General features: G+C 66.8%; 23 protein-coding genes. 8 read left to right on the top strand and 15 right to left on the bottom strand.

Translation table 11 applies throughout. The features are described 5' to 3' along the window. Positions 1-235: 235 nt before the first annotated feature. The 5 genes from ACFQU4_RS03005 to ACFQU4_RS02985 form a co-directional block, all read right to left on the bottom strand. On the bottom strand, positions 236-601 hold the full coding sequence (locus ACFQU4_RS03005) for a hypothetical protein (protein ID WP_377486751.1): 366 nt from the start codon (positions 599-601) through the stop codon (positions 236-238). 66 nt (positions 602-667) lie between these two features. Then, a complete protein-coding gene (locus ACFQU4_RS03000) occupies positions 668-793 on the bottom strand; it encodes a hypothetical protein (RefSeq protein ID WP_377486749.1) in 126 nt (41 codons plus the stop codon). A 73-nt stretch (positions 794-866) separates the two neighbouring features. Next, a complete protein-coding gene (locus tag ACFQU4_RS02995; RefSeq protein ID WP_377486747.1) occupies positions 867-1,796 on the bottom strand; it encodes a carbohydrate ABC transporter permease in 930 nt (309 codons plus the stop codon). Further along, entirely contained in the window at positions 1,796-2,776 is a 981-nt protein-coding gene (locus tag ACFQU4_RS02990) for an ABC transporter permease (protein WP_377486745.1), read from the bottom strand. The genes ACFQU4_RS02995 and ACFQU4_RS02990 overlap by 1 nt, the downstream gene beginning before the upstream one ends. After that, a complete protein-coding gene (locus tag ACFQU4_RS02985) occupies positions 2,777-4,435 on the bottom strand; it encodes a hypothetical protein (RefSeq protein WP_377486743.1) in 1,659 nt (552 codons plus the stop codon). It abuts the gene before it with no gap. Positions 4,436-4,594: 159 nt separating this feature from the next. Between ACFQU4_RS02985 and ACFQU4_RS02980 the strand changes: the two genes are divergently transcribed. After that, complete coding sequence (locus ACFQU4_RS02980; RefSeq protein ID WP_377486741.1) at positions 4,595-5,614, top strand: LacI family DNA-binding transcriptional regulator; 1,020 nt, start codon at positions 4,595-4,597, stop codon at positions 5,612-5,614. Between the two features lie 16 nt (positions 5,615-5,630). Here ACFQU4_RS02980 and ACFQU4_RS02975 read toward each other — a convergent pair whose 3' ends face one another. From ACFQU4_RS02975 to ACFQU4_RS02935, 9 genes are all read right to left on the bottom strand, one after another. Continuing rightward, positions 5,631-6,116: a hypothetical protein gene (locus ACFQU4_RS02975; RefSeq protein ID WP_377486739.1), complete on the bottom strand. Its 486-nt coding sequence runs from the start codon at positions 6,114-6,116 to the stop codon at positions 5,631-5,633. A 42-nt stretch (positions 6,117-6,158) separates the two neighbouring features. Next, on the bottom strand, positions 6,159-6,299 hold the full coding sequence (locus ACFQU4_RS02970) for a hypothetical protein (protein WP_377486736.1): 141 nt from the start codon (positions 6,297-6,299) through the stop codon (positions 6,159-6,161). Between the two features lie 292 nt (positions 6,300-6,591). Next, positions 6,592-6,777, bottom strand: coding sequence for a hypothetical protein (locus ACFQU4_RS02965; RefSeq protein WP_377486733.1), 186 nt, complete (start codon positions 6,775-6,777; stop codon positions 6,592-6,594). Between the two features lie 155 nt (positions 6,778-6,932). Beyond that, a complete protein-coding gene (locus tag ACFQU4_RS02960; RefSeq protein WP_377486730.1) occupies positions 6,933-7,148 on the bottom strand; it encodes a hypothetical protein in 216 nt (71 codons plus the stop codon). Then, entirely contained in the window at positions 7,112-8,608 is a 1,497-nt protein-coding gene (locus ACFQU4_RS02955; RefSeq protein ID WP_377486727.1) for a discoidin domain-containing protein, read from the bottom strand. Before ACFQU4_RS02955 ends, ACFQU4_RS02960 begins: the two co-directional genes overlap by 37 nt. Positions 8,609-8,713: 105 nt before the next feature. Next, positions 8,714-10,393, bottom strand: coding sequence for a hypothetical protein (locus tag ACFQU4_RS02950; protein WP_377486724.1), 1,680 nt, complete (start codon positions 10,391-10,393; stop codon positions 8,714-8,716). Between the two features lie 848 nt (positions 10,394-11,241). Continuing rightward, the gene (locus ACFQU4_RS02945; protein WP_377486722.1) at positions 11,242-12,243 is read right to left on the bottom strand and encodes an ABC transporter ATP-binding protein; all 1,002 of its coding nucleotides are present in this window, start codon (positions 12,241-12,243) and stop codon (positions 11,242-11,244) included. Beyond that, positions 12,240-13,415 (bottom strand): iron chelate uptake ABC transporter family permease subunit, encoded by a 1,176-nt coding sequence (locus tag ACFQU4_RS02940; protein WP_377486719.1) that lies wholly within the window; start codon positions 13,413-13,415, stop codon positions 12,240-12,242. The genes ACFQU4_RS02945 and ACFQU4_RS02940 overlap by 4 nt, the downstream gene beginning before the upstream one ends. Further along, positions 13,381-14,625: an ABC transporter substrate-binding protein gene (locus ACFQU4_RS02935; RefSeq protein ID WP_377486716.1), complete on the bottom strand. Its 1,245-nt coding sequence runs from the start codon at positions 14,623-14,625 to the stop codon at positions 13,381-13,383. Before ACFQU4_RS02935 ends, ACFQU4_RS02940 begins: the two co-directional genes overlap by 35 nt. A gap of 201 nt (positions 14,626-14,826) precedes the next feature. Here ACFQU4_RS02935 and ACFQU4_RS02930 point away from each other — a divergent pair, with 201 nt between their 5' ends. From ACFQU4_RS02930 to ACFQU4_RS02910, 5 genes are all read left to right on the top strand, one after another. Then, positions 14,827-16,620: an ABC transporter ATP-binding protein/permease gene (locus ACFQU4_RS02930; protein ID WP_377486713.1), complete on the top strand. Its 1,794-nt coding sequence runs from the start codon at positions 14,827-14,829 to the stop codon at positions 16,618-16,620. Beyond that, entirely contained in the window at positions 16,617-18,416 is a 1,800-nt protein-coding gene (locus ACFQU4_RS02925) for an ABC transporter ATP-binding protein (protein WP_377486710.1), read from the top strand. Before ACFQU4_RS02930 ends, ACFQU4_RS02925 begins: the two co-directional genes overlap by 4 nt. Positions 18,417-18,595: 179 nt before the next feature. Beyond that, positions 18,596-20,794 carry a YcaO-like family protein gene (locus ACFQU4_RS02920; RefSeq protein WP_377486707.1) on the top strand — a complete coding sequence of 733 codons (2,199 nt, stop codon included), beginning with the start codon at positions 18,596-18,598 and terminating at the stop codon, positions 20,792-20,794. Between the two features lie 41 nt (positions 20,795-20,835). Beyond that, positions 20,836-21,588 (top strand): class I SAM-dependent DNA methyltransferase, encoded by a 753-nt coding sequence (locus ACFQU4_RS02915; protein WP_377486704.1) that lies wholly within the window; start codon positions 20,836-20,838, stop codon positions 21,586-21,588. Further along, positions 21,585-22,358, top strand: a complete 774-nt coding sequence (locus ACFQU4_RS02910; protein ID WP_377486701.1) for a methyltransferase domain-containing protein — start codon at positions 21,585-21,587, stop codon at positions 22,356-22,358. The genes ACFQU4_RS02915 and ACFQU4_RS02910 overlap by 4 nt, the downstream gene beginning before the upstream one ends. Positions 22,359-22,561: 203 nt before the next feature. Here ACFQU4_RS02910 and ACFQU4_RS02905 read toward each other — a convergent pair whose 3' ends face one another. After that, positions 22,562-22,921, bottom strand: a complete 360-nt coding sequence (locus tag ACFQU4_RS02905; protein WP_377487340.1) for a hydrolase — start codon at positions 22,919-22,921, stop codon at positions 22,562-22,564. Between the two features lie 401 nt (positions 22,922-23,322). Here ACFQU4_RS02905 and ACFQU4_RS02900 point away from each other — a divergent pair, with 401 nt between their 5' ends. After that, positions 23,323-25,116 (top strand): hypothetical protein, encoded by a 1,794-nt coding sequence (locus ACFQU4_RS02900; protein WP_377486698.1) that lies wholly within the window; start codon positions 23,323-23,325, stop codon positions 25,114-25,116. Continuing rightward, on the top strand, positions 25,113-25,850 hold the full coding sequence (locus ACFQU4_RS02895; protein ID WP_377486695.1) for a polysaccharide deacetylase family protein: 738 nt from the start codon (positions 25,113-25,115) through the stop codon (positions 25,848-25,850). The genes ACFQU4_RS02900 and ACFQU4_RS02895 overlap by 4 nt, the downstream gene beginning before the upstream one ends. Positions 25,851-25,855: the final 5 nt, after the last annotated feature.

The following is a 25,855-nucleotide window of genomic DNA, read 5'->3' as shown; positions in this document are numbered from 1 at the left end:
TCTGCACCGCAGGCCACCTACACGCACCCGATCGCAGAGGAGGCCGTCGAACTGCCAATGGCTGCCCACTGCGGCCCGGGCCGACCGACATCGGCGATGGCGTCCCCACATCGGCCGCCGGCCAGGTCGGTGATCTCGAAGGGGACATAGCGGCGTTCCGGGGTGAGCTCGTCGATCCAGAGGTATTACTTTGAGCCGACCCCGAACTCATCGAGCTTGATCAACTCCTTCTGTGTCAGGTCAGCTGAGGAAGCGGAAGCCGGCGGGTGTCTGCCGCTGGGGGCGGCCGAAGGAGCCCCGGGCCGAGGCCCGCAGTCGTACGTAGCACAGGGTGCCGAGGCCGAGCGAGTCGAAGCCGCCGGAGGCGTTGCCGTAGGTGGGGAATCACGTGCTGAATCGATCCCTGGCCCTTGTCGTTCCAGAAGTACTCGATGATCTCGTCCACCTTGGCCTGGTCGTCGTTGAAGATGCCGATCGACAGGACCGCGGCCATGTTGCACAGGTCCCAGTTCGCCCAGTAGTGGCCGTCGCAGGTGCCGTGCCGGCGGACCAGGAAGTCCTTGTTCAGCGGGTAGAAGACATGCTCGGCGACGTCGTTCATCAGCAGCCAGTAGTTCTCGGGGTCGGTGCCGTTGTTGCCGCGGATGATCCGCTCGACCGGGCGGGGCTACCAGGTCGCCGCGGCGTGGCCGTTGGTGATCAGCCGGTTCCAGCCGGAGATCCACGCCCTGAGCAGGGTCCGCCGCCTGAAGTTCGGGCCGCGGCTGGGTTCGGTCTGGTGCCGGTCGGACATGATGCTCCTTTGCGTTGGTCGGCGAAGATCAAGATCTGGCTTGGCGCTTCGACAGGCTCAGTGCACGTTCGGGTTAGCCTTTGATGGCTCCGGTCAGTACGCCCTTGGTGAAGTAGCGCTGGAGGAACGGATAGACGAGCAGGATCGGGACCGTCGCCAGGACGATCACGGCCATCTGCAGGGTGATGCCCGGAGGCGGCGGCTGGTCCGAGGAGACGTACGCGCCGGGGATCTGGACACCCGCGAGCACGTACTGCTGAAGGACCACCTGAATCGGCCACTTCTCCGCGTCGTTGATGTACAGCAGGGCGTTGAAGTACGTGTTCCAGTACCCGACGGCGTAGAACAGGCCCATCACAGCGAGCACGGGTTTGGAAAGCGGCAGGACGATCCGCAGGAAGATCCGCCACTCCCCCGCGCCGTCGATCCGCGCCGCCTCGATCAACTCGTCCGGCAGGTTCATGAAGAAGTTCCGGATGACGATCATGTTGAACGCCGAGACCAGGCCCGGGATGATCAAGGACCACAGCGAGTCGAGCAGCCCGAGGGACTTGATCAACAGGAAGTTGGGGATGATCCCGGCGCTGAAGAACATCGTGGCCAGCACAATGATCAAGATCGCCCTGGACCCAGGCACCTGTTTCGTACGACTCAGGCCCCAGGCCAGCATCGACGATACCGTCAGCGACAGCAGGGTGCCGACGACGGTCACCCACAGCGAGTTCATCAGCCCACGGGCCACCGTACCGCCGTTGAAGATCGCCCGGTACGCGTCCAGCGAGAACTCGGTCGGGAAGATCACTCCGGCCCTGGCCTGGGCCGGAGTGGCGAAGCTCATGGCGATCACGTACACCAGCGGGTAGAGCATGGTGATCACGATCAAGATGATCACCAGCGCCTTGATCGTACGCAGCCACGGCGGCGCCGGATTGAGCCAGGGCGGCAGCCCGGCCTGGCCGCGGCGGGACAGGTCCCTTGGTCGGGCCATGGTCTGGGTCGCCATCAGAAGATCCCTTCCCCGCCGAACCGTTTGGCGAGCCGGTTGGCAGCGAGCACCAAGATCGTTCCAATCACGCCCTTGAGCAGGCCGGCGGCCGTGGCCACCCCCCATTCGCCGCCGAGCACTCCGCGGAAGTAGACAAAAGTGTCCAGGACCTGCGCGGCGTCCGCCCCGACCATCGGCTGTTGCAGCAGGAGCTGCTCGAACCCGACGGTCAGAATGCTGCCCAGGTTGAGAATCAGCAGCAACGTGGTCACCGGGATCAAACCCGGCAGTGTCACGTGCCAGATCCGCCGCCCGGCCGAGGCCCCGTCGACCGCCGCCGCTTCGTAACGATCTTGTGGGATCCCGGCGATGGCGGCGAAGAAGATGATCGTGCCCCAGCCGATGTCCTTCCAGATCCCCTGCGCGACCACCAGCGGCTTGAACGTGTCGGCGTTGGTCATCAGGTTGAACCCGGCGATGCCCCAGTCCGACAGGATGTTCGCGACCAGACCGCCGCCACCGAGCACCTGCTGCCACACCGAGATGATGATCACCCAGGACAGGAAGTGCGGCAGGTAGACGACGGTCTGCACCATGCGCTTGATCCGCGTCGACAACAGCGAATCGAGCAGCAGTGCCAGCGCGATCGGCGCCGGGAACGCGAAGATCAACTGCAGGAACGCGATCACCAGTGTGTTCCGCAGCGCCGTCAGCACTTCAGGGTCACTGAAGATCGCTTGGAAGTTCTCCAGGCCGATCCAGGGCGATCGGGCGAAGCCGCGGAACGGAGAGAAGTCCTGGAAGGCCACGATGTTGCCGAGCATCGGCACGTACGCGAACACCAGGAAGAACAGCGCACCGGGCAGGATGAACGTATACATCCAGCGTTCGCGCCAGATCCGCTGGCGCAGCGTCAGGGTACGGCGCGGCGGGGTCCGGACCGGCGCCGAGGTCTCCTGCTGCTCAGCCTTGGTGCCGGCGACGGTCGGGGCGCTCATCTACTTGGCCTCGTCGAGCGCCTTGGCGTACTCGGTGCGGATCTGCTCACCACCGGCCGACAAGTACCCGGACACAAACGAGCCAAGGTTTTCGACGCTCTCCCGCCCGGTGACCACTCCGCGCTCGAAGTCGTTGAGCTGCTCCATCAGCTGATTTCCCTTGCGAACAAAGGTTTCCGAGGCCGATTCCAGTCCTTCAAGATCGCGGACGATCGACTGCTGTGCCGCGCTCTCCATCGTCTTGGCGAACGACTCGGCCCACGGCTTGTTGCTGGGGTGGCCGCGCCAGGACAGCTCACCCGAATCCACGGCGACGTACTGGACGCCGAGTTCGGTCACGTTCTTCGTGTTCTGGACCGGCACGCCGAACTTGTCGAAGTCATAATGGCGGCCCTCGATGCCGTTCTGGACGAACAGATTCTCCTCGGAGCCGTACGGGGCGGAGAGGTAGTCGAGGACGTCGAGCACCTGGTGCAGTCGGGACTCGTCCTCGCCGAGCTGGTGGGACAGGCAGGTGGAGCGCCCGTACGGGATGTTCTGGACCACCACCTGGCCGGTGCCGTCGAAACCGGGGAGATCGAAGAAGTCGACCTTCGCGCCCGGCAGGTCGGCCTCCTTCTGAGCCATGCCGGCGGCGCCGAGGAACATGCCGTGCGACTGCCACTCCAGGCCCGTTCCGGAGACGATGTCCGCGGCGTTGGTGGTCATCGCGACCGGGTCGAAGACGCCCTCCTGCCAGGCCTTGGCAAGCCATTCGAGCATCAGGCGGAAGTTCTCGGTCTCGATCGAGTGGACCAGCTTGCCGCTCTCGTCCAGCTGCCAGTCGGCGCCGATCTTGAACAGGCGACGCCACATGATCGGCTCGTACTTGTTGACGCCGTAGACCACCCGCCCCTCGGAATCCTTGCCGAGCGCACTGACGTCCTTGAGCATGATCAACAATTGGTCGGCGTCGGACGGTGCGGCGCCCACGCCGCTCTGCCCGGCCAGGTCGGTCCGGATGATCGGGAAGTTGGTGATCGGCGGGACCAGCGAGGGGACCTGATAGATGCGACCGTCCTTGAGGCTGGCCTTCCAGATGTGTTCCTGCCGCGCGGCCAGGTTGGGCCAGCGGAGGATCTTGTCTCCGGCGAGGAGCTCGCTGAGGTCGAGGAAGGCGCCATCGCGGATGCCCTGGAGGTTGACCGCGCTCTGGTCGTTCATGAAGACCAGGTCGGGGACCTCGCCGGACGCGAGCATGGTCGAGAACTTCTCGTCGTAGACCGGCTGCGGGACGAACTGAGGCTGGAAGCTGACGCCGAGACGCTGGTTCAGCTCCGCCCAGTACGGGTTCTTGTCGACCGGCTTGGGCGGGTCGCCCCAGGTGAGCTGGAAGCTGGTGACTGTGCCACCGGCGCCGGGTTGGCGCACGGCCGACTTGAAGTAGGACTGCACCGCCTCGGTGTAGATCGGCAGCATTCCGGGGGTGTCGCTGGTAAAGCTGGGCTTGATGTCGAGGGCCGGAGCGGCCCGGTAGGTCGGCAGCTGGAAGTCGGCGCCGCCATCTCCGGGTGCGGGGCTCGCATTGTCGGAACAGGCGGTGAGCGCTCCGCCGGCGGCGAGCCCACCGGCCCCGAATCCGACGGCCCTGAGGAGGGTACGGCGGGAGAGTTCGACCATTGACTGGTCCTCCTAGCGACGTTGATGGAGGTTGACAGAACGTACGGACGGGCGGGCGTCCACCCAGACCCAGCCAGCGTGAGCGTGAGTACGAACGACGGGGTGGGATAACGTTATCCAGGGTACTCGCAATTCAGGAAAACGTCTATCCTGTCGATCATGAACGCCTCGAAGTCCTACCGAGCACCGGTGCTCGCCGACGTCGCCAAGGCGGCGAACGTCTCCGTCCCCACCGTCTCTCGGGTGCTCAACGGCACCAGGTACGTCGCGCCGGAACTGAAGCAGCGCGTCCACGACGCGATCGCCGCACTCGGCTACCGGCCCAACGGCGCGGCCCGGTCGCTGCGCTCGACCCAGCGGACGCTGGTGTCGGTGCTGGCAGGCGGCACCGCGAACTACGGCTACGCACTCACGATCCAGGGCATCGAGATCGCCGCACGGCGGGCCGGCATGGCCGTGTCGATTACCGTGGTCGAGTCGGCCGACGACGAACACGTGAAGCGGGCAGTCGACCTGACCCTGACCCAACCGACCGCCGGTGTCATCGTCCTGGAGTTCGACCGCGCCGGCATTTCCGCCTCGCGATCCCTTCCCGACGGTCTGCCGTCGGTGGTGGCCGGTGGCGGCTCGCGCCGCGTCGGCTCGGTGCCAGCGGCCCTGATCGACGAGCGCGCCGCCGGACGGCGTGCCACCGAATACCTGCTCCGCCTGGGGCACCGGACCGTGCACCATGTCGCCGGCCCGACCGAAGGCAAACACTCCGGCCGTACCGAGGGCTGGCGGGCGGCGCTCAAGGCCGCCGGCGCCCCGGTACCGCAGGTGATGAACGCCGAGTGGGACGTCCGGTCGGGCTACCGCTGGGGCGAACGGCTCGCCGGCCGGGACGACGTCACCGCCGTGTTTTGCGGCAACGACGAGATCGCCTTGGGCGTCATGCGCGCCCTGACCGACCGCGGCCTGGACGTACCCAAGGACGTGTCGATCATCGGCTTCGACGACCAGCCCCTGGTGTCCTTGTGGCGACCCGCGCTGACCACCGTGGACCAGGACTTCGAGGACCTCGGCTCCCGCGCCTTCCGACTGCTCCTGCTGCAGACCGAAGGCCAGACCAACCTGCCCGCCTCGGTCGCCACCCCCGAGCTCGTCATCCGCGAGTCAACCGCTCCGCCGCCCAGCTGAAGAAGGGCCGGATCGGTCAGTGAGTGGACGCAAAGGGCAGCTGGAAGCGCAGGAAACGTGGCCAGGTCGTCCACTCGGCGAAGGGATTCCAGCTACGGCCCATCCCCGTGTGGAGCTCACCCAATGAATGATCAGTGAAGGTCAGCTCCACGGGAATTCGGGAGTCCTCGGTCGAGTACGCCACCAGCTTTGCTCGCAGCTCCGGCCGCGCACTCTTGTCCTTGTTTCGCGGCCTAACCACCACCTCGATCACCCCACGTTTTGCATCGACCGCGCTGAGCGCCTGGTCGACGTCTGGATCTTTGCTGATCTTGTGGTGAAGCTGCTCCATCTCAGCGAGAAGCACGGCTCGCGGATCTGGCGCTCCACCGACCAGTTCAACATCAACATGTTCCGGAAGGCCCTTAAAGTACGCAGCCGCGGAGGCCGGAACCTTGCCCGCGAACAGCACCGACGCGCTGTACCAGCCGGTTATCTCGGAGTCGGCGTATGCATCCGGCATTTCCTCTTCGATGGCGTTCGAGGCCAGAGAGAACGCCGTTTGTCAGCCGTATCGCTTGATGGCCTCATCGACCGTGATGCCCATCTCCCGGGCAAGAGCCTCGGTGGCATCCGCTTCGGTCTGCAGGGTCGGCTCGGAATCCGGATCTGCGGCTGCTGGCGCAACGGGTCCGGCGATGATCAACAAAAGGGCCCCGACCAATGCACACCATCGCCAGCTACGCAGGACACGCCTCTTCGACATGGATCTCGCCTCCGATGGCAAGCTGACGGAGGTGCCTGCATCGGCTGATTCAGAACCGCAGCACAGGGCGCTGCGAAGCCGACAACGAGCCCGCGCCGCTTCCCTTGGTTTGGAATTTGATCATAGGCCCAGAATCCGTTTCCTGCTTGGGAAGCGCGCACCGCATCGCACCCGCAGCCCGTGCCCGATGGTGATCAACTCGACGTCGCGGATTACGCCGGTGTCTCGGACCTCAACCGCGGGCGTCGAGATCGTCGAGGTGGGACAGGAAGTCCTCGTCATCCTCGTGGACCGTCACCCGGCCGGAGGCCACATGCGCGTCAACCTCACGCTCACGTTGCGGCCAGTGATCGGTCCAGAACCACGCCTGGCCGGCCGGCCCCGGCAGCTCGATCACGCCATCGTCGTCCGTGCCCATGCACTCACATTGCCACAGGCCGCGAAACAGCAAGCAGGTGTGCCACCTTGCGCGCCCGACCGTGGGTGGGTGACGCGAATGTGCCTGGATCCCGTACCTCCGCGGAATCTCCGCGTGGGAAGGTCAAACTCCAGGCACATTCGCGACATCACCACCTAGCGGAGCTCACCGAAGACGCGTAGCTCGGCGATGTTGAGGTAGTAGCGGAACTCCGGGATGGAGGTTGTCGGGCCGTTGCGGACGCGCAGGTAGCGGAAGGCGCCGTCGTCGAGCGACGGAAGATTCTGCCACGCGAGGGTCTTGAACGCCGGGTCGGTCAGCCGGGTCCAGTCCTTCAGGTCGTTCGACCCTTCGAAGACCAGGCCTTCCATCTGGCGAGTTGTCGCTCGTCCTGCCGCGCCAGGAAGTCGATCCGGTCGACCGATACGGAGGCGCCCGGGCCGAAGTCCCAGATCAGGCTGGACTCGCTGTCGACATCGGGGACGTCGCTGAAGGTGCCGACGTTGCCGTCGAATACGGCCTTGGAGTGTGGGACGTTCCCAGGGTCGGGTTCGCCGGCTGGATTGATCACTTCAGCCGTCCCGCCGACGTCCACCAGCTTGTGATCATCGGAGTAGTACAGCGCCGTGAAGTCGGTTGTGCCGGCCACGGTCGCCGCTGCCTTGCCGTCCTCGGTGGTGTAGTCGATGGAGATCGGCACCGGCCCGGTGGGTTGGCTCTCGGCGAGTCCGGCACTCGCCGTCCAGGACAGACCGTCCTCGCTGACCGCCTCGACCGCCTTGCCCGCGATCGTCACCGAGACCTCGCTGATCGGCTTGGTGCTGGAGAAGGTCAGTTTCGCGGTATCGCCGGGCGTCACCCGTTCGCGCAGGGCGTCGGCCGAGGTGAGGGAGACGTCGCTGACCGTACCCGGAACCTCGCTGCGGTCGCCGAAGATCCGGAACTCGCTGATCGACCAGATGCCCGGGCCGGCCGGGTCGATCGGGATGCCGGGCTCGTCGACCTGGAGCTTGACGTAGCGGTACTTCTTGCCCCGCTGGTCCTCGACGACGTCGATGGTCTCCAGGTCGTTCGTGTCGCCGCTTGTCCGCTCGGACAGCTTGGTCCAGGCGATTCCGTCGTTCGAGCCGTACACGTTGGTGCCCTGGGAGCGCATCGGGAACGAGAAGCGCGCCCGGAAACCGAACTGCTCGGCCTCGACCCGGTACCGGGTGCCGAAGTCGAGCACGAACGACCCGACCCTCAGGTCTCCGGAGTGGCTGTGTTTGCCGCCGTCCACCAGGTTGTTCACTCCTGCGGCCGGGATCCCCGACGGCGTGACCGTGCCGCTGAAGTCGAGCGCTCCGTCGGCCAGGCGAGGATTGAGCAGCTCGAGCGCCTCGACCTCATCGCGGAGTTTCTCGAAGGCGGTCCGGAACCCCTCATCGGCGCCTGACTCGGAGGCAACCTTCGCGTCCTTGAGCGCGGCCTGGAAGAGTTCGCGGCTGACGGTGGTGTACGCGGCTTCCAGGTCGAAGTGGTCCTTGAGCAGAGCGTCGATCAGCTTCGGCCGGTTCGGGGCCACGACGAACTCAAAGGTCCGCGCCGCGACCGTCTTGCCGTCGTCGGCGACCACCTGCACCGAGCGCGCGCCCGGGCACCGCGGACAGTCGTAGGTTCGGTCGCGGCTCTCCGGATTCCAGGTCAAGCCACCGGTCGCCGGGTCGAGCGTCGCGGAGCCCGGCAGCCCGATCGCCTTGTACGAGGCCGATCCCGAGCCGGCGGCGGACAGGTCGAACTTGGACTCGGCACCCACCCACAGGTACTCGCGGTCGCGGTCCTGCTGGAACACCGGCGGCTTCAGCTCGGTGTCCGCCGCGAAGGTGATGGCGTCGAGGTCGACGGTGGCGCCGCCCTTGCCGGTCAGCCGGTAGAAGTGCGCGTTCTCCCGGCCGGGCTAGTAGGTGACGTATCGCCATTCACCGCCCGTGTCGGGCACCTCGATCGTGGCGATCGTGACCGGCGGCTCCTCGTACTTGTTGAGCTTGTTGGCCGGTTCCTTGTCGAGCACCTCGAGCTTGGCCGGACCGTCGGTACGCACCCGCAGACCCATCCGGCTGGTGCCCCACATCAGCCGGGTGACCACGGTGGTCGTGCCCTGCTCGTCGACGTGGGCGCGGGTGAAGGTCCACCCGTCCTCGGTCACGAGCTCGCTCCGGTCGTCGAGCTGGAGCGTGTGGCGCGGCCCGAACGAGGGCTTGGACTCCTCCACCGATGCCGGCTCGGTGCCCTTGAGCTCCTCGGGGAAGGCGACCCAGTATTCGGGGTTCTTGTCGCCCGGCTCCCAGAAGGGCCTGATTCCCGCGCCGTAGTAGGAGGTGGTGCCGTCCAGGCGTTCGTACAGCTTCGCCAGCCAGGGTGCCTCGGTCTTGACGTCGACGCCGCGCGCAATCGCGTACTCGTTGTACAACTCGGCGACCGAGATCATGTTGTAGTTCCGGCCGCGGTACGACTGCGAGATGGTGCCGTTCCAGCCCTCGCCGCGCTCGTCGACCCACGGGATCCAGCTGCCCAGCATGAAGCGGTAGAACTGGTTGGCGCCCTTGAGCAGCCGCCGATCGAGGAAGTCGTACGCGCTCACCGCGTCCTCGCCGGTCGAGACGGTCCCCTCGACCGGGGCGACCTTGGTGCCCTGCACCTCGACCATGCGGGCCAGGCCGGCGAAGTTGTCGATGTTCGTCTCGCCGTGGGCCTGGTCGCGGCCCATCTCGCGGACCTGAACGAAGTCGTGGCCGTACGGATTGATCGGATCGGCGGCCTCGATGAGCGGCAGCTGCTTCGCCATCGAGCCGTTGGAGTAGCCATCGAACGTGGAGTTGACGGTGAACCACTCCACGCCCTTCGCATACCCCTCGGCGTCATCGGCGTAGATCGCGGTCGCAATCCGGCCGAACAGGCCAAAGTTGTGCTGATTCATCCACTTCTCGTTGGAGTACAGGAAGGTCGCCAGCAAGGGCTTGGCGAAGTTGGTGAGCAGGCGTTCGTCGTCCTCGCCGCTCCACACGACGTTGTAGCCGTCCTGGGTGCCAGGGGTGTCGTCGGCGAGCGGGTCAGTGGCACGGATGATCTCGGCCGCCATCAGGAACTGGTAGAGCGGGTGCCCGGTGTGGATGTGGGCGTCCGGGAAGTAGCGGTAGCCGTTCGGGTCCATGTCGGCCCAGGTGCGCAGGGCCTGGATCGCGTTCTTTCGGTAGACCTCATTGCCGGTCATTACCCACAGTAGAGCCTGGGTCAGCGCGCCGAAGGAGTCGTTGGTCTCCCGGTTGCGCAGGCCGACGTGGGTGAAGTTCCGGTCGGCCGCCTTGTCCGGTTCCGCCGCAGACTTGGAGTTCTGCGCGCGGAAGGTGGTGGACGCAAAGCCGGTCCTCGTCATCGTCTCGAAGTACGAGGCCCACGGCTCCTCGCCGGTACGGACCATCGCCTGGGCGCTACGCAGGTCGGCGGCGGACAGGCCGACGCCGGGATGGACGAACCCGGCGTCGCTGGTCGTCTCGTTGATCGTGACCTGGTGTTCGGTGAGCAGCTTCTCGTAGCCCGCAACTTCACCAGTGGCGGGTACGGCGGCCGTGATGATCAAGCTCGCCACCACCGCAAGCCCCGCGACCGCCGCCGAAAGTCGAAACAGTCCCCGCTCCATGACTCGCCTCATCGCCAGTTCCCCTCATCGCCGGACGTCGGTATCCACGAAGGAGGATAACGATATCTTTGCCTTCTGGCGCCTGACAAGGCCTCCCCCGGAGGCCGGGCGAGAAACTCAGGGTTCCCTCGCGGCCCACCCGCCCGACGGAGAACAGCGAGACCGGCGCTCAGCAGAATCTGCAGGTACTGGGAGGGCCGGTCTGTTGACCGCGGCAGGGGGCCCGATTTCCTAGATCTGCGGGCGGCCAGCTCCGGATGTTGATCATGCTCGACCAGATGCGCACCTCGTAGGTGTGGATGCGAGTCCGCGGCGAACGGCCGCCTCAGTTCAGCGGTGTAGCGGTCGAGGTCGCGCTCGGGGTCACGCGACCATGCCTCGATCAACCCGTCCAGCGAGCGGCGAATGCTGCGCGCCATGCGAGCACGGATCCCGGTCCGTGCGCCGGCACGTTCGTCGAGCTGGTGCGGCGGGCGCAGGCCGCAGTCCCTCGGGGCGAACCAAGATCACGGCCGACTTCCAGCCGGCCACTGACACCACCCGGACGCCGATCGATCCTGGCCACCGTCATGGAACTTCTGACCGGCCCGACGCACCACGTCTTCATCCCGGTCGCGCTCATCCCCAAACCGATTCCCGGCGGGGCGCCCGGAAAGAACTACAGCAAACCGTCAGAGCCGGGAAGAAGGCCAAGGATCATGATCAACACCGCCCGGCACTGACCGAACCTGCATGCCAGGCGGCCGCACGGACGCGTGGCGTCGACCGCGTGGTGACGAGATCCGGGTTCACGTGGCGATCCCTCTGACCTGGCGTACCAGGTCCCCCAAGCAGTCCACCACCTCGACGGTGCGCCCGGAGCTGGACACGGTCCAGTGCGGGTCAGCTCCGGCCGACCAGGACACCCTGATCGGCGCCTCCTGATCAATCCGACAACCTGCCCGGATGACTGCACGGCGAGTCCAGGAGAGAAGCGGATCGTCGCCGTCCAGCGCGACCGCCCGATGCGGTGAGGCGGGTGGCGCGAAGGTGCCGGTATCCGGGTCGAAATCCCGTCCGCCGCCGAGGGCCTTTTCGATCATGCCGGCGCGGCCGAGATCTTCCGGAGCGCCGATCGTCAGGCTGCGTGCCTCGTCGATGAGCCAGACGACGTCGGCGTAGCGCATCGTGTGGTCCAGGTCGTGCGTCGACATGAGCACGGCCAGACCGTGATCATGGGTCAGTACGGCCAGTAGGGCGGCAAGCTCCGTCCGGGCTCGCACGTCCAGGAACGCGGCGGGCTCGTCGAGGAGGAGCACCTCGGGTTGCTGGGCGAGTGCCCTGGCGATCATGATCCGTTGGCGCTCACCGTCGCTCAACTCGCCGAGGGGGCGAGCCGCCAGCTTCCCTGCCGAAGTGGCGGCGATGGCGTCGTCGATCACGGCGCGGTCCGCGGGCGAAAGCCGTCCGGCGATCCCGGTGTAGGGATAGCGACCGAGGGCCACGACGTCGTACGCGCGCATCTGTCCGGGCGCCGCCCGTTCGGTGAGTACGACGGCGATGTGGCGGGCGAGCTGGCGAGGGGTGAACTGCGCGAGCGGGCGTCCGGAGACTTCGACCGAGCCGCCGAGGAGCGGCTGGAACCGGGCGAGGCTGCGCAGGAGCGTCGACTTGCCGGAACCGTTCAGGCCGACCAGGCAGGCCAGTTCCCCGGCGTGCAGGCTGGCCTGAACGCCGGTCAGGATGGCGCGGTTCCGGCGGGAGGCGGCGTACCCGACCGATCCGTTCACGACGGTCAGTGCGGCCGTCACAAGGAGAATCCTCCTTGGGTGCGATGAATCCGTAGCAGGACCCGCATCACGATGGGTGCGCCGATCAGGGCGAGCGCCGCGTTGAGGGGCAAGATCGCATCGCTGTCCAGGCCGGGCAGTTGCGCGAAAATCCCCGCCGCGAGGGCGATCAGAATGCCGACCAGGGCGGTGGCCGGGATGAGGATGCGATGGTCGGTGGTACGGAAGAGCCCGCGAGCCAGATGCGGGGCGGCGATGCCCAGGAACGCGATCGGGCCTGCGAAGGCGGTCACTGCTCCCGCGAGCAACGCCGTACTCGCGAGCGTCGCGACCCGCATCCCCCGGACCGACATCCCCATGCTCTGTGCGTAGTGCTCGCCCAACAGCGACACGTTGAGTTGCTTGGTGCTCAGCGCGAGCACAGCGATCCCGGCGGCGACCGCCACCGCCAGCACCGGCAGCTGCTCCGTCCTCAGCCCCGAGAAGGTGCCGAATTGCCAAGAGGTGAAGGCCTTCACGGCTTCCGGACGGGCGAAGTGCACCAGCACGTTGACGATCGCGGAGATGAAGGCGCTCACCATGATTCCGGCGACCAGCACGATCACCAGGTTCTGCACCCGAGCCGCGATCGCCGACATGATCAAGAGCACGACCAGGGCACCGATGGCGGCGGCGCCGACCACACCGAGGCTCTGCATCGGGCCCACGGCGCTGAGGACGGCCGCCGACAGCCCTGCATTGGCGCCCTGCGGCAAGATCACCAGCCCCACCCCGAGGCTCGCGCCCGAGCTGACGCCGAGGACGTACGGATCGGCGAGAGCGTTGCGAAACATCGTCTGCATGATCAGCCCGGCCAGTCCGATCGCCGCGCCCGCGATCACCGCGGTGATCGTCCGGGGCAGCCGCAGGATGGTCACGATTCCCGACCAGGTGCGGCGGGTCGGCTCCCCGCCGGCCAAGATCGTGAACACCTGATCGATCGGGATCGATACCGAGCCCCAGGCCAGGGACGCGAGCACCGCACCAACTCCGGCGATGATCAACGCGGCGAACAGGACGAGGCCACGCGGGGTGACGACCCGATGGATCACCGTCCCGTCGGCCTCCGCGTCAGGGACCGCGGCCGGAGACACGTTCCGCTCGGTGACCGTACTGCTTCTAATCGGACACCGTGCCCAGATAGACGAGTTCATGGTCCGGCGCCAGATCGGGGTGCAGCAGGCTCACCGCGTCCGTGAGCATCACGTCGGCGTCGATGGCCCCGTTGAGGAAGTAGTCCTGCCCGCGCGGCCCGATCCGGTGGAAGGTGTCGCCGGTGTGCAAGGCCTTGAGTACGTCGAGCCGCGGATCGGCGGCGAGATACTCGGATTTGCTGGCGTACTGCGGGAAGAACACGAGATCGAGCCAGAAATCGGCGTCGGCACCAAGATCAAGGAACGACTCGAGTGAGAGCGTTGCCTTGCCGCCACCGGGCAGGTCCGGCAGAGCCGTCCCGCCCGCCGCGCGGATCAGTTGCTCCTCGAACCGGTCGTTCTGATTGGTGGTGACCTCGCCGGATTTCCCGATCACCCCCACCAGAACCGACGGCCGGTCCTTCTCGTCCGGCACCTGCCCGGACACGGTTCGTTCCAGTGCCTGGTACCGCTGCTCGATCGGGTCGAAGACGGCGTTGGCCGCGGCTTCGCGATTGAAGAACAGGGACGTGAACTTGATCTGCTCGGCGGCGCCCAACGGGGATTCGGTGTACGGGAAGTAGTAGACGACCGGGATGCCGAGTTCCTTGATCTTGGCGAACATCGCCTGATCGCCTGCGTAGTTGGTGTAGAAGTCCGGGTCGGCCTCGGCCAGCGCCTCGAGGTTGACGTCGTAGCCAAGATCGGCGACCTTGCCGGACTTGATCTGGGCGGAGATCTTCGGGAAATAGGGCGCCTCGGTCGGCCCGATGAACTGCTCGGCCTGACCGACCAGCGACTCCGCGACGTCGAGCCGTTCGAGGGCCGCATAGAGGACACTGCCACCGTCCGCCACGGTCTTGGTCGGGATGGTGATGACTTCTGCGCCGGCGAGCTCGCCGGTCAACTCGGGCTCGGGCGCCCCGCACTGGTTCAGCACATAGGTGCTTTCGATGCGCCGTGACCCGGCATTGGCATGCCCGCCGGCGGCCTCGACCGTGGTGCGGAGCACCTTGTACGACTTCGCATAGGACACCGACCAGCCTTGCGCGTACTCCGCCTCCGCCTTGTCCCGGAAGTAGTCGACGTCAGCCGAGTAGTTCTCGATGCAGCCGTCGGCCGTGATCGTGCTTCTGGCGTCCGCGGTCGGATCCGCACCGCACCCGGCGATCGCTGCGACCAGTAGGCCGGCGACCGCGAGTCCTCCGACGTGATGCCTGCGGATGATCATCGAACCCCCGGACTTATTGAAAATGATTGTCACTGCTCGGTCACCATAAGTGGAGCCACGTCGGTGCGCAAGACCCCAACGCCGCCCGCAGGACAGCTGACTGCAAGGGATTGCACTTCCACTTGTCGGCCACCTAGGGTTCAGCACTAATGACATCCATTTTCATTAACACCGGCGATGGTCCAGACGAATGAGGCTGCGATGAGTACCGAACCGCCCACCAGGTTGGCGATGCTCCGGCTCGCAACCGGCGCGCGCCGGTGGATCGTGTTGAGCGCCGGGCTGAGCCTGGTCGTCACGGCGACCTATGTCGGGCAGGGAACCGCAGTCGCGCTGGCCCTTCTCCGGATTCTGGAGGGCGGCGCCTGGTCCGCAGTCATCGGATTGCTCCTGACTGCCGTGGTCATGGTGATCATCCGGGCCGGCGTGACCTGGCTGCGCGAGTCGGTCGGGGTCACCGCCGGAGCGCTGATCAAGGCCGCCTTGCGGCGACGAGCCTTCGCTGTGCTGTTCGCGCTGGGCCCCCGCTACTCGTCGGGAGCGAGGGCCGGCGAGGTGCAGACCATCGTGATCGACGGAATCGAGCGGCTGGAGGCGTACTTCAGCAAGTTCGCCAGCCAGTTGCTGGCCTCGGTGCTCGGCGCGGCGGCGATCCTGGTGGGCCTGACGATGATCGATCCGGTCGTCGGCATCGTCCTCACCGCTGCCGCACTGACAATTGCGACGACACCGCTGCTGGCCCGCCGGCTCCAGGCCGAGCGCTCAGTCGGCTATTGGGCGGAGTGGCGTCGCCTCGGCGCCGACTACCTCGACGTCCTCCAGGCCATGACCACCCTGAAGCTGTTCGACGCGACCAAGCCCCGCAGAGACGCGCTGGCGCAGCGCTCCTGGAGCTTCTACCGCGCGTCGCTGAAATTCGTGGCCGTCGCGAACCTGCGTACGGGAGCGATGGGCCTGCTCTCCAGCGGCGGAGTCGCGGTGGCGATCACGGTCGGAGTACTGCGAGTGGCGGACGGAGCGTTGTCTGCCTTCGGACTGCTGCTCGTCCTGCTCCTCGCCAGAGAAGCCTTCCGCCCCCTCGAAGAACTCCAGAAGGCTTACCACTCGGCGTATCCCGCGGTGTCGGCGGCCCGCGCGATCCTGCGGTTCCTGGCCGAGGTTCCGACCGTGACGGCGCCAGCCCCGGACCGGGCAGCGGCGGCGGAACGGCGAGTCCGGGACAACGCCGTCGAGTTGCGCAACATCAACTTCGGCTACCGAGCCGACCGCCCCGTCCTACGGGACCTGAGCCTTTCGGTGCCGGACGGGCACACCGTCGCTCTCGTGGGCCGCTCCGGTTCCGGCAAGAGCACCATCATCTCGCTGATCCAGCGCTTCATGGATCCCGACGCCGGGGTGCTGACGCTCGGCGGCAGTGATCTTCGCGAGCTGTCGCCGACGTACGTGAGAAGTCGGATCGCCGTCGTCTCGCAGGACACCTACCTGTTCCACGGCACCCTCCGGGACAACCTTCTCCTCGGTCATCCCGAGGCCACCGACGAACAGCTCGACGCGGCCCTGCACGCGGCCGGGGCCGCCGACCTGGTCGCACGGCTGCCCGATGGCTACGACTCGGTCGTCGGCGAGCGCGGATCAACCCTGTCCGGCGGCGAACGGCAGCGGATCGCGATCGCCCGCGCGGTGCTCACGGATGCGCCGATCCTGCTGCTCGACGAGGCGACCTCGAGCCTCGACTCGGCCACCGAGGCGAGGGTGCAAACCGCCCTCGACGCGTTGGCCCGGGGCCGAACCACCGTGGTGGTGGCACATCGGTTGTCCACGGTTCGTCGGGCAGATTCGATCATCGTGGTCGACGATGGCGCCGTCGTCGAGTCGGGTTCGCACGACGAGCTGGTGGCCCGCGGTGGCCACTACTCAAGCCTGCTGGAGGCGCAACTGTTCGCCACCGTTCCGCTCGCACCCCAGTCGCCGATGACGGAGCCGGTGGCCCGATGACCTCCCCACAGCCAAGGTCGTTGCGTCCCCTGTTCAGGCTCACGACGCCGTACCGACGCCACGTCGCGGGAATGCTCGGATTCGGCATCCTGGACCAGGCACTCGGCATCGCCAGCGCCGCGGTCGGGGCCTGGCTGGTCGGCTCAGTGATCACCGGCACCCCGCTGTCGGAGCTGCGGACCGGCCTGATCGTGCTGCTCGCGCTCGTCGTACCCCGAGCACTCACGGCCTGGCTCGAGTCGTACACGGCGCACGACCTGGCGTTCCGGATCCTGATGGACACCCGCCATGCACTGGCCGGTGCCTTCGAGCGGTTGGCACCGGAATTGTTGCGGGGTCGGCGCTCCGGTGATCTTGCGTCCACCGCGATGGACGACGTCGAGCGGCTCGAGGTCTTCTTCGCCCACACCGTCGGACCCTTGGCGGTGGCAGCGGTGATACCCACCGGATCCTTGATCGCCCTGGGCTGGATCCATCCCGCACTGGTGGTGACCCTGTTGCCCGTGGCCCTGTTGGCCGCCTCGGTTCCCGCCTGGTCTCGCCGGCGCGCGGAGAAGCAGGGAGCTGCCGTTCGAGAAGACCTGGGAGTCGTCAACGCCGAAGCGATCGACGGAATCCAAGGCGTGCGGGAGGTGGTGAGCTTCGGCCGGGAGAACGACTTCGTCGACAGGCTCGACCGGCACACCCGTCGACTCCAGCGGGCCCAGCGATCGCAGGCCCTGCGGATGGGCTCCGCCAAGGTCCTCACCGACGGAATGATCGCGATCGGGACGATTGCCGTGCTCGCCGTGGCCTCGTACCTGGTCACCAGCGGGCAGCTGTCCCCTGCGCTGTATCCCGCCGCCGTCGTGCTGGCGGGTGCGGCCCTGGCACCGATAGCGAAGCTCGGCGACGCAGCCCGCGAGTTGGGGGTCGTGGCCGCAGCGATAGCGCGAGTCACCGCGATACTCGACACCCCGGCTCTGGTGTCGAACACCGGAACGCGGGCGCTACCGGACGGGACCCATCCCAAGATCACCGTCCGTGACGCGCGCTACCGGTACTCGCCGGACGCCGACCCGGCCCTGGACGGTGCCAACCTCACGATCCTCCCCGGCGAGACCGTCGCCCTGGTCGGTCCGTCCGGAGCGGGCAAATCAACCCTGACCAAGGCGATCCTGCGCTACTTCGACATCGACGCCGGCCAGATCACCATCGGCGGAGTCGACCTCGGAGACCTGTCCGAGGAAGCTCTCCGCCGGACGATCACCGTTGTTCCGCAGGACGTGCACCTCCTGAACGCCAGCGTGTACGACAACATCGCCCTGGCCCGACCGGACGCGTCCGAGGCGCAGATCAGGGCCGCCGCCGAGGGCGCACTCGCCGATCGATTCATCGCGGACCTGCCCGCCGGCTACGACACGGTCGTCGGCGAATGGGGCGCCACGTTGTCGGGCGGTCAGCGGCAACGCATCGCCATCGCCCGCGCCCTGCTGCGCGCAACTCCCATCCTGATCATGGACGAGCCCTCGTCGAACCTCGATGCCCGCAGCGAACGCGAACTACAGCTGGCGATGGAGCGGGTACGGGCCGGCCGCACCACTCTGATCGTCGCGCACCGGCTGTCCACGATCCGCACCGCCGACCGCATCGCCGTCGTCGAAGCGGGACGGGTCGTTCAGCTGGGCACCCATCAAGAACTCACCGCCGTGGACGGTACCTACACCGCGGTGATGGGGGCTCAACTCGCCGCCGAAGAGCGGGGAGCCGAGACCCTCGCCACGCTGGCATCGACGACCGGGAGGAGGGAGACATGATCACCGAGATCAAGGAAGAGCGTTCGCAGACGCTCGCGCCGCACAACCACGTAAGCACCGCAGCCGTGTTCGGCTGGAGCTGAGTTCATCCGTGGGGCCGTCCGTCCAGAACGGGCGGTCCCACGGGTCTGCCGATCCGCGCCCGATCCCGACCCGAACCTGATCAAGGAGACGCCCGCATGACGGTGCACACAACCGGAGCTTCCGGTCAACCGACGAAGGTCGATGTCGACCTGCGCCAACTCGGCGAAACGCGATCCTTGTTGATCACCCCAACCGGGCGACGGTTCGAGATCGACAAGCCCGCAGCGGAAGTCCGCTCCGCGATCGAGGCCTACCTCACCTCCCCGGACAACCCGCCGTGGCCCGAGCTCGCCACGGTGCTCCGCGATGCTGGTGGACTCTCTCCCGCCGGCCTCGACCCGGCCCCGGCCTCAACCCTCACCGTGTGGGCCGATCCGCTCCTGGCACCGATCGTGACCCGACTGATCAACGACGGTGAATCGGTGGTTCCGCTGCCCGACCCGATCGCCGACGCGCGGGTGACGATGATCAACTCTGCAGGCCCCCTGCTGGTCCTGCTGGATCAGTTCGATCATGATCGCCTCGCTACCCTAGATCTGGTGTGCGCCGAGGCGAAGGTTGCCTGGGCACCCTTCCATCTTGATCTTCGTCGAGGCTGGGCCGGCCCGGCACTCGGTCCGACCTCGCCGCTGTCGTACGCAGACGTCCTGACTCGACGCCGCTGCGCAACGCAGCGCCGCGAACTCGGTGAGGCACTGCTGAGCGCGCCGGTCGTCGGACCCCTGCGACCACCGGACGCCAGCGCGCTGACCTGGATGGTGGCCGCCTTTCTCGCCGAGGCGCGGCAATGGGCAGCCGGCCGCGACAGTTCCTTGATCGGCAATGAACTCGAACTCGATCCGATCCAGCCGACAGTCACCCCGCACCCGATCCTCCCGTTACCCCGGCCCTCGGACGCCCCGTACCGCAACGACCGGATCAGCGGAGTCGACCTGCTCCTCGACGAGCGCACCGGCATCGTCACCAACCTGCGCACGATCACCCACCACCCGTCGATCCCGCGGGAGCTGAAGACCGTACAGGCCGAGGTCACCGACATGGCCCGGGTCCTGCCCTGGGCGCCCAACACGGTCTGCGGCGGCAGCGTCTTCTCCGACGAGGAGGCCGCCCGCGGGTCAGCGATCGGCGAGAGCGTGGAGCGCTACTGCGGCAACGTGATCAACAAGGATCAGCTCGTGCACGCCAGCTATGCCGAACTGGTCTCCCGCGGCGAGCACGCACTCGACCCGGCACGCCTGGTGCTCTACTCGGACAACCAACACGCCACCCCCGGCTTCCCGTTCGAGAGGTTCACCCCCGACCTGCCCGTGTACTGGGTATCCGGCCGCTCGCTCACCGAGGACCGGCCGATCCTGGTTCCGGCCAGCACCGTCTATGTCAATTGGTACGTCGGCCCCTTCGCCGGCGAACCGAAGACGAACTACCCGTTCTACGCCGGTCTCGCCGCCGGGGCATCGCTGGACGACGCCATCCGGTCCGGCCTCGAGGAGATCGTCGAACGCGACGCCACCATGATGTGGTGGACCAATCGACAGCCATTGCCGCTGCTCGAGCCATCTCGCCGGCTCCACGGACTGTTCGACGGTGTCCGGCCCGAGCACGGCCAGAAGTACTGGCTGGTGCACCTGCAGAACGAATTCGGCATACCCGTGATCGCCGGAGTTGTGGAGAATTGCGAAAACCGCTTCGCCATCGGCTTCGGCGCCCGCGAGAACGCCGAGTCCGCCGCGGCGAAGGCCTGGGCCGAAGCACTGACCCTGCAGGAGATCTCCCGCGACCTGGACAATCCTGACGGGCGATACTGGCAGGCCGTACGCGACGGCATGAAGGCGCAGAATTTCATGAAACCGTGGCGCCAAGATCGGCGTTATCTCGACGATTACCGCGCCGACTTTCGCGACGTCGGCGACCTGGAATGCCAGATGCAGTTCTACCTCGATACCCGGGCCGTCGACCAGGCTCGCGCCTGGACGCTCGCCGGCACCCAGGGTCCGACGCCGGCGGTACCGATCGCGGCGGTGCCGAGCCTGCCCGACCGCACCCTGGCCACCTACCGCGACCGGGTCGAGCAACGCGGCTACGAGATCATCGTCGTGGACATCACGACCTCCGATATCGCGCCCAGCGGCCACCGGGCCGTCCGGGTGTTGGTGCCGGGTCTGGTATCCAACTTTCCGGCGGCGTTCCCGTTTCACGGCAATCGGCGACTTCAGGACGGGCCGGTTGCCCTCGGGTGGCGGGACGAGCCGCTCGCCGAGCATGAACTCGAACTCTTTCCCCTTCCCCACGCCTGAACCAATCTCGCTACGGCACGACAACCCGGAAAGGCACATTCATGGGACACGCGGAAGCGCTCAACTCGGTCGGCTACGGACCCTTCTGGTCCGAGCGATGGGACACCGAATTCGGGAGTAACCCGAACACCGTCCCCACCGTCGAAACGGTCGCAGCACTCGCCGGCGGCAATACCATCCTCGAATGGGGAATCGGCACCGGCCGATTGGCCCTGCCCCTGGTCGAGAAAGGATTGAAAGTCGTCGGGGTCGACTCGTCCCCGGACATGCTCGACCAGTTACGCGGCAAGCCCGGTGCCGAGGCGATCGAACTGATCGAGGGCGACTTCGGAACCGTACGCGTGGAGGGTGAATTCGGACTGATCTTCATCTCCAGCCACGCCCTGTTCGCACTCACCTCCCAGGGGGCGCAGGTCGCCTGCTTCGCCAATGCCGCCGCGCACCTCAGCGACGGTGGCCGGTTCGCGATCGAGGTGATGAACCCGGGCGCGGCCGTGATGGAAAACGGACGGGCATGGACCACAGCGGTGAAACCACACGCCCTGACCCTCTTCTTCTCCAGCGCAAACCCGGTAACGCAGCAAATGGTGATGTGCCACTTCGACATCAACGACCAAGGCGACGTGAAACTGCGACCGGCCGCGTCCCGATACTCCTGGCCAGCGGAACTCGACCTGATGGCGACGATGGCCGGACTCGAACTCGAATCCCGCTGGGGCGGTTGGGACCAGCAGCCGTTCACTGCACACAGCTCCGCCCACGTTTCGGTGTACCGGAAGCCCGCAGCGGCATGACCGGCGACCTGGTCTCCACCGATACCGCTCTCCGCCCTTCCTCACCAGCGCCATCCCAGCCGGCCGTGGGGGACGGGATCCTCGCCGACACCGGGTCCTGGACGTTCGCCGGCGAAGTCTCCAAGGTGTTCGTCGACCACGTCCGGCACTCGGTACCGCTCTACGAGCAGGCCCACATCATGGCCTGCGATCTGTCGAGCTGCTTCGTTGGTCCCACTGGACTGGGCTACGAACTGGGATCGTCGACCGGACAACTGCTGCGCCAGCTCGCCACTCACACCGAAGGCAACGCCGCCGCACGCTGGATCGGCATCGACCGAGAACCGTCGATGACTGCCGCCGCCGTCCAGCATTGCGCTGGGCTCGACAACGTCGCCTGCATCCAAGCCGACATCACCGAGTACCCCTTCGACACCTGCGATTTTGTGGCCGCCCACCTCACCATGCAGTTCCTGCCGATCGACACCCGAGCGCGGGTAACCCGCCGGGTTTGCGATGCCCTACGGCCGGGCGGAGCCTTCTTCCTGTGCGACAAGGTCCTCGCTCCGGATGCCCGGCTCGAGGACCTCATCACCACCCTGCACTATCGCTGGAAGCGCCGCTCGGGCCTGTCACCGGAGGAAATCCTGAACAAGAAGGAGAGCCTGCTCGGCGTACTCCAACCGATCACGACCGACGACAACCTGGCCATGCTCAGGCAGGCCGGGTTCACCAGCATCGTGAGCGTCGTCAAGAACCTGTGCTTCGAGGGCTTCATCGCCGTGAAATGACGCCGACTCGGATCCGACGGGTTCTGCGCGTGGCCGTCACCGAGGTCCTTCGCCACACCGGCATCCGGGTCGAAGACTCTTCGGATTCACGCAAAATGTCGATCCGGCAGTAGCCCTCGACCACGTCGCGCTTCATCCGACACAGGGCTACTCATCGACCACCCACATGATCGTCGGAGGGCGCCCGATCTCAGGTCGTTTTGCTAGGTGACGGCGCCGAGCTGCCAGGGCACGAACTCGTCCTGGCCGATGTCCAGCTCCTCGCTGGCGGTCTTGTGGCCGGACGCGACGGCGAGCAGGGTGTCGAAGATCGTCCGGCCGACCTCGGCCACGGACTCGGTGCCGTCCACGATGGTGCCGGCGTTGATGTCGATGTCGTCCGGCATCGAGCGGGCGAGTTCCGAGTTGGTGCCGATCTTGATGCTCGGTACGGGCTTGCAGCCGAAGACCGAGCCGCGGCCGGTGGTGAAGCAGACGATGTTCGCGCCACCGGCGACCAGGCCGGTGACCGAGACCGGGTCGTAGCCGGGCGTGTCCATGAAACCGAAGCCGGGCTGGTCGATCCGGTACTGATCAGGAAGCTAATGGCCCGGCGGACGCGCTGTCATCGGCGGCGCCCAATCTCACCGTCGATTCGGACAGTTCCGGACATGGCATGATCCGCACCAACCTCACTGGCCGGATCATCGCGGGAGTCGTCACCTGGCTGTTCGCTGCCGGTGGGCTGGGCTTCGGAGGCCGGCTGAGGCAGCGGATCGACCAGGCCCACCATTGATCTTCCGGAGCGGCGGGCCTTGATCTCTGATCCCCAGTTTGTTCGATAGTGAACACAGAGATGATACGAGTGAACATTCCTCCGCGATTCCTGCCAGACTTGACGGCAGTCGAGCTAGGAGTGCTTTCAGTGATCGCGGACCGCGAACTTCTCCGTAGGCCGAGCGGCAGCTTGCCCAGGGTCGCGAGCTTGGCGGCATCGCCTGACCGGACCGCCTTCGCGTCGCATGATCAGCGGCTGGCGCCGTTCTTGATCAGTTTGGCCGAGGTCGCGAACAGTGTTGCGGACCATCCGTTCGGCGTGATCACCGGGCGTTGGTGGCGTGCCGAGCTTCGCCCGTTCGATGCTCGGGTGCAGGAGTACAGCGCGGTGCTGGTGTGGTTCCTGACCCAGGATCGGCCCTGGAATCCCTACCGAGGCGACCCGGCGCTGCGGGCTCGCACGGCGGCTGCGCTGCAGCGCTATCTGATTCTGCAACATCCGAGCGGCGCCTGGCCGGAGTATGCAGCCGAGCAGCACTCTCGTTCGGCGACCGGCTTCGCGATGGAGTCGCTGACCGCCTCGCTGGCCCGGCTCCTGGCGGCCGGGGAGTTGCCGGAACTGCAGGCTCCGATCGCGGCTGCCGTCCGACGCGCCATGGACTGGTATCTGTCACCGGCCAACACCGAGGTCTGGTGGCCCGGCTACACGCCGATCGCGAATCAGCCGACCGGCGCACTCAGTGGTGCGCTCGCGTTCTTGATCTTGGTGGCCGACGGCCCGTTCGCGGAGCCGGCCGACGACGACCGCCGGGCTCGGGTTGCCGAGCGGATTGATCATCTGCTGGCGACGAGCCAGTCGCCCGCCGGGTTCTTCCACGAACCCACCGGCAGCGACCTCGGCTACAGCTTCCGGGTGATGCTTCCCCGGCTCGCCGAGCTTGCCGATCATGGAGTCGAGGGGCGGCTGCTGCCCGCGGTCACGGCGTTCGTCGCCTGGTACGGCCGCCAGGCCGTGCTCGAACCGGACGGTCGGCACTTCATCCTGAATGTCGCCGGGAACGCGCGAACTTCCGGTCCGGTGCACTCCATCACCGGACAGCCTGCGCGGCCGGAGGACCGGGTCGTCGGCCTGGCGAGCGGAGTTCCCGAGCTTGCCGCGTTCGTCACCGCCGCCGAGCCCCAGGATGCCTTCCATCGCCGCTGGGCCAGCGAATCTGCCCCGATCCCGCCGATCGGCGCGGGCACCAGCCCGGGCCTCATCGAGACGCTCGACGGCACGAATCGCCCGACCGAGCAGGATCAGCTGGCGGCGCTCCGGCGACTCCCCTATCTCGCGGATGATCACTGGACCGAGTTGCGGAGCGACGGTGCCCGCCAGCACTTCTGGTTCCTGCGCCGGACCGGCTACTACCTGTGCGCGACCTTCGGGCTACGGGCCAGCCCGTTGGTACGGACGGGACCTGGTCTGTTGTGGCACCCGCAGCTCGGCACTGTCGTCCATGGCCGCAACGGCGATTCGCCGCTCCTGTGGAGCACAATCCTCCCGGCCCACGGTGCGATCACCGCCGATCGGGACGCCTTCGGGCAGTTCTTCGATGGTGAGCCGCCGGACAGCCGACTGCTGACCGACCCGGCCGAGGCAGCCGGGTCGATCGGTCTACGCCTGCACGACGGGGAGAATCTGGTCCAGACGGACTGGGTCTGCCGGGAGTCCATGATCACGGCGACGGCGTACGCGGCCGAGCCGCTGACCCAGCGCATCCCGCTCCTGCTCCGCCATGATCAAGTCATGGAACTCACCGACACCTCGGTGGCCATCACTGCGCCGTCGGTTCCCGGCGCGAGCTTCCGCATCGGGTGGGATCCCAGGCTCCGGGTCGAGCTTGGTGAAGCCGAGGAAGGCCCTTACGCCGGAGCCCACTATCAACCGCTGCTGCTCAGCCAAGGCGAGCAGGGTCCACTCAAGGTCCATTACATCTCGACCATCGGAGCCCAGTCATGATCAACAAGGTGGCCATGATCAGCGGAGCGAACCTCTTTCTCACCTTCGACGACCGTTCGGTCGATCACTGGTACGGCCAGCGCGACCTGCTCCGTTCCGCCGACGCCCGCGTGACCTACTTCGTGTCGCATCCCTACGGGCTGACCGGCGAGGAGGTGACCCGATTGCACGAGCTCGCCGGTGACGGTCACGCTATGGCCGTGCACGGGCTGCACCACTTGGATGCGTCCGAGTTCCTGACCGGCCACGGCGCAGAACGCTATCTGGCCGAGGAAATCGACCCTGCCATCAAGATCATGGCCGATCTCGGGCTGGCCAGCCGGGACTTCGCCTACCCGTACGGCCGCCGTGACTCCGCCAGCGACGAGGTGCTCCGCGGCCGGTTCTCCTGGCTGCGTGCCACAGCGGCTCGCAGCACCGATCCCGACGAAGCCCGCCGGGTGCTCTTCACTCCGGCGGGCCTGGCGACCGACCGGGTCGTCCCGGCGCGCGGGATCGACATCGGCCGTCGAGGTCGGCTCAACCCCGATGATCATGAAGTCGTGCTACACCTGCTCGACGTCGTCGCGGGCGAAGGTCTGTCCCTGTGCCTGTACGCTCACGACATCGACTCGGTCGACGGCGGCCTCGCCGGCCAGCGAAACTTCATCACGCCGGAACGCTTGGGCGCGGTCATCTCGGCCGCGACCGAGCGCGGCATCGCTCTCCGCTCGTTCGCCGAACTGCCCGACTGAGTCCG

Origin of the sequence: Microlunatus sp. GCM10028923 (assembly GCF_042666975.1) — a bacterium.
Lineage (GTDB): Bacteria > Actinomycetota > Actinomycetes > Propionibacteriales > Propionibacteriaceae > Microlunatus.
This window is presented reverse-complemented; position numbering and strand designations above follow the sequence as displayed.

What these genes read in the sequence shown, in the direction of transcription:
- ACFQU4_RS03005 (WP_377486751.1), bottom strand. Translation starts at nt 601, where the DNA reads ATGAACGACGTCGCCGAGCATGTCTTCTACCCGCTGAACAAGGACTTC.
- ACFQU4_RS03000 (WP_377486749.1), bottom strand. Translation starts at nt 793, where the DNA reads ATGTCCGACCGGCACCAGACCGAACCCAGCCGCGGCCCGAACTTCAGG.
- ACFQU4_RS02995 (WP_377486747.1), bottom strand. Translation starts at nt 1,796, where the DNA reads ATGGCGACCCAGACCATGGCCCGACCAAGGGACCTGTCCCGCCGCGGC.
- ACFQU4_RS02990 (WP_377486745.1), bottom strand. Translation starts at nt 2,776, where the DNA reads ATGAGCGCCCCGACCGTCGCCGGCACCAAGGCTGAGCAGCAGGAGACC.
- ACFQU4_RS02985 (WP_377486743.1), bottom strand. Translation starts at nt 4,435, where the DNA reads ATGGTCGAACTCTCCCGCCGTACCCTCCTCAGGGCCGTCGGATTCGGG.
- ACFQU4_RS02980 (WP_377486741.1), top strand. Translation starts at nt 4,595, where the DNA reads ATGAACGCCTCGAAGTCCTACCGAGCACCGGTGCTCGCCGACGTCGCC.
- ACFQU4_RS02975 (WP_377486739.1), bottom strand. Translation starts at nt 6,116, where the DNA reads ATGCCGGATGCATACGCCGACTCCGAGATAACCGGCTGGTACAGCGCG.
- ACFQU4_RS02965 (WP_377486733.1), bottom strand. Translation starts at nt 6,777, where the DNA reads ATGGGCACGGACGACGATGGCGTGATCGAGCTGCCGGGGCCGGCCGGC.
- ACFQU4_RS02960 (WP_377486730.1), bottom strand. Translation starts at nt 7,148, where the DNA reads ATGGAAGGCCTGGTCTTCGAAGGGTCGAACGACCTGAAGGACTGGACC.
- ACFQU4_RS02940 (WP_377486719.1), bottom strand. Translation starts at nt 13,415, where the DNA reads ATGAACTCGTCTATCTGGGCACGGTGTCCGATTAGAAGCAGTACGGTC.
- ACFQU4_RS02935 (WP_377486716.1), bottom strand. Translation starts at nt 14,625, where the DNA reads ATGATCATCCGCAGGCATCACGTCGGAGGACTCGCGGTCGCCGGCCTA.
- ACFQU4_RS02930 (WP_377486713.1), top strand. Translation starts at nt 14,827, where the DNA reads ATGAGTACCGAACCGCCCACCAGGTTGGCGATGCTCCGGCTCGCAACC.
- ACFQU4_RS02925 (WP_377486710.1), top strand. Translation starts at nt 16,617, where the DNA reads ATGACCTCCCCACAGCCAAGGTCGTTGCGTCCCCTGTTCAGGCTCACG.
- ACFQU4_RS02920 (WP_377486707.1), top strand. Translation starts at nt 18,596, where the DNA reads ATGACGGTGCACACAACCGGAGCTTCCGGTCAACCGACGAAGGTCGAT.
- ACFQU4_RS02915 (WP_377486704.1), top strand. Translation starts at nt 20,836, where the DNA reads ATGGGACACGCGGAAGCGCTCAACTCGGTCGGCTACGGACCCTTCTGG.
- ACFQU4_RS02910 (WP_377486701.1), top strand. Translation starts at nt 21,585, where the DNA reads ATGACCGGCGACCTGGTCTCCACCGATACCGCTCTCCGCCCTTCCTCA.
- ACFQU4_RS02895 (WP_377486695.1), top strand. Translation starts at nt 25,113, where the DNA reads ATGATCAACAAGGTGGCCATGATCAGCGGAGCGAACCTCTTTCTCACC.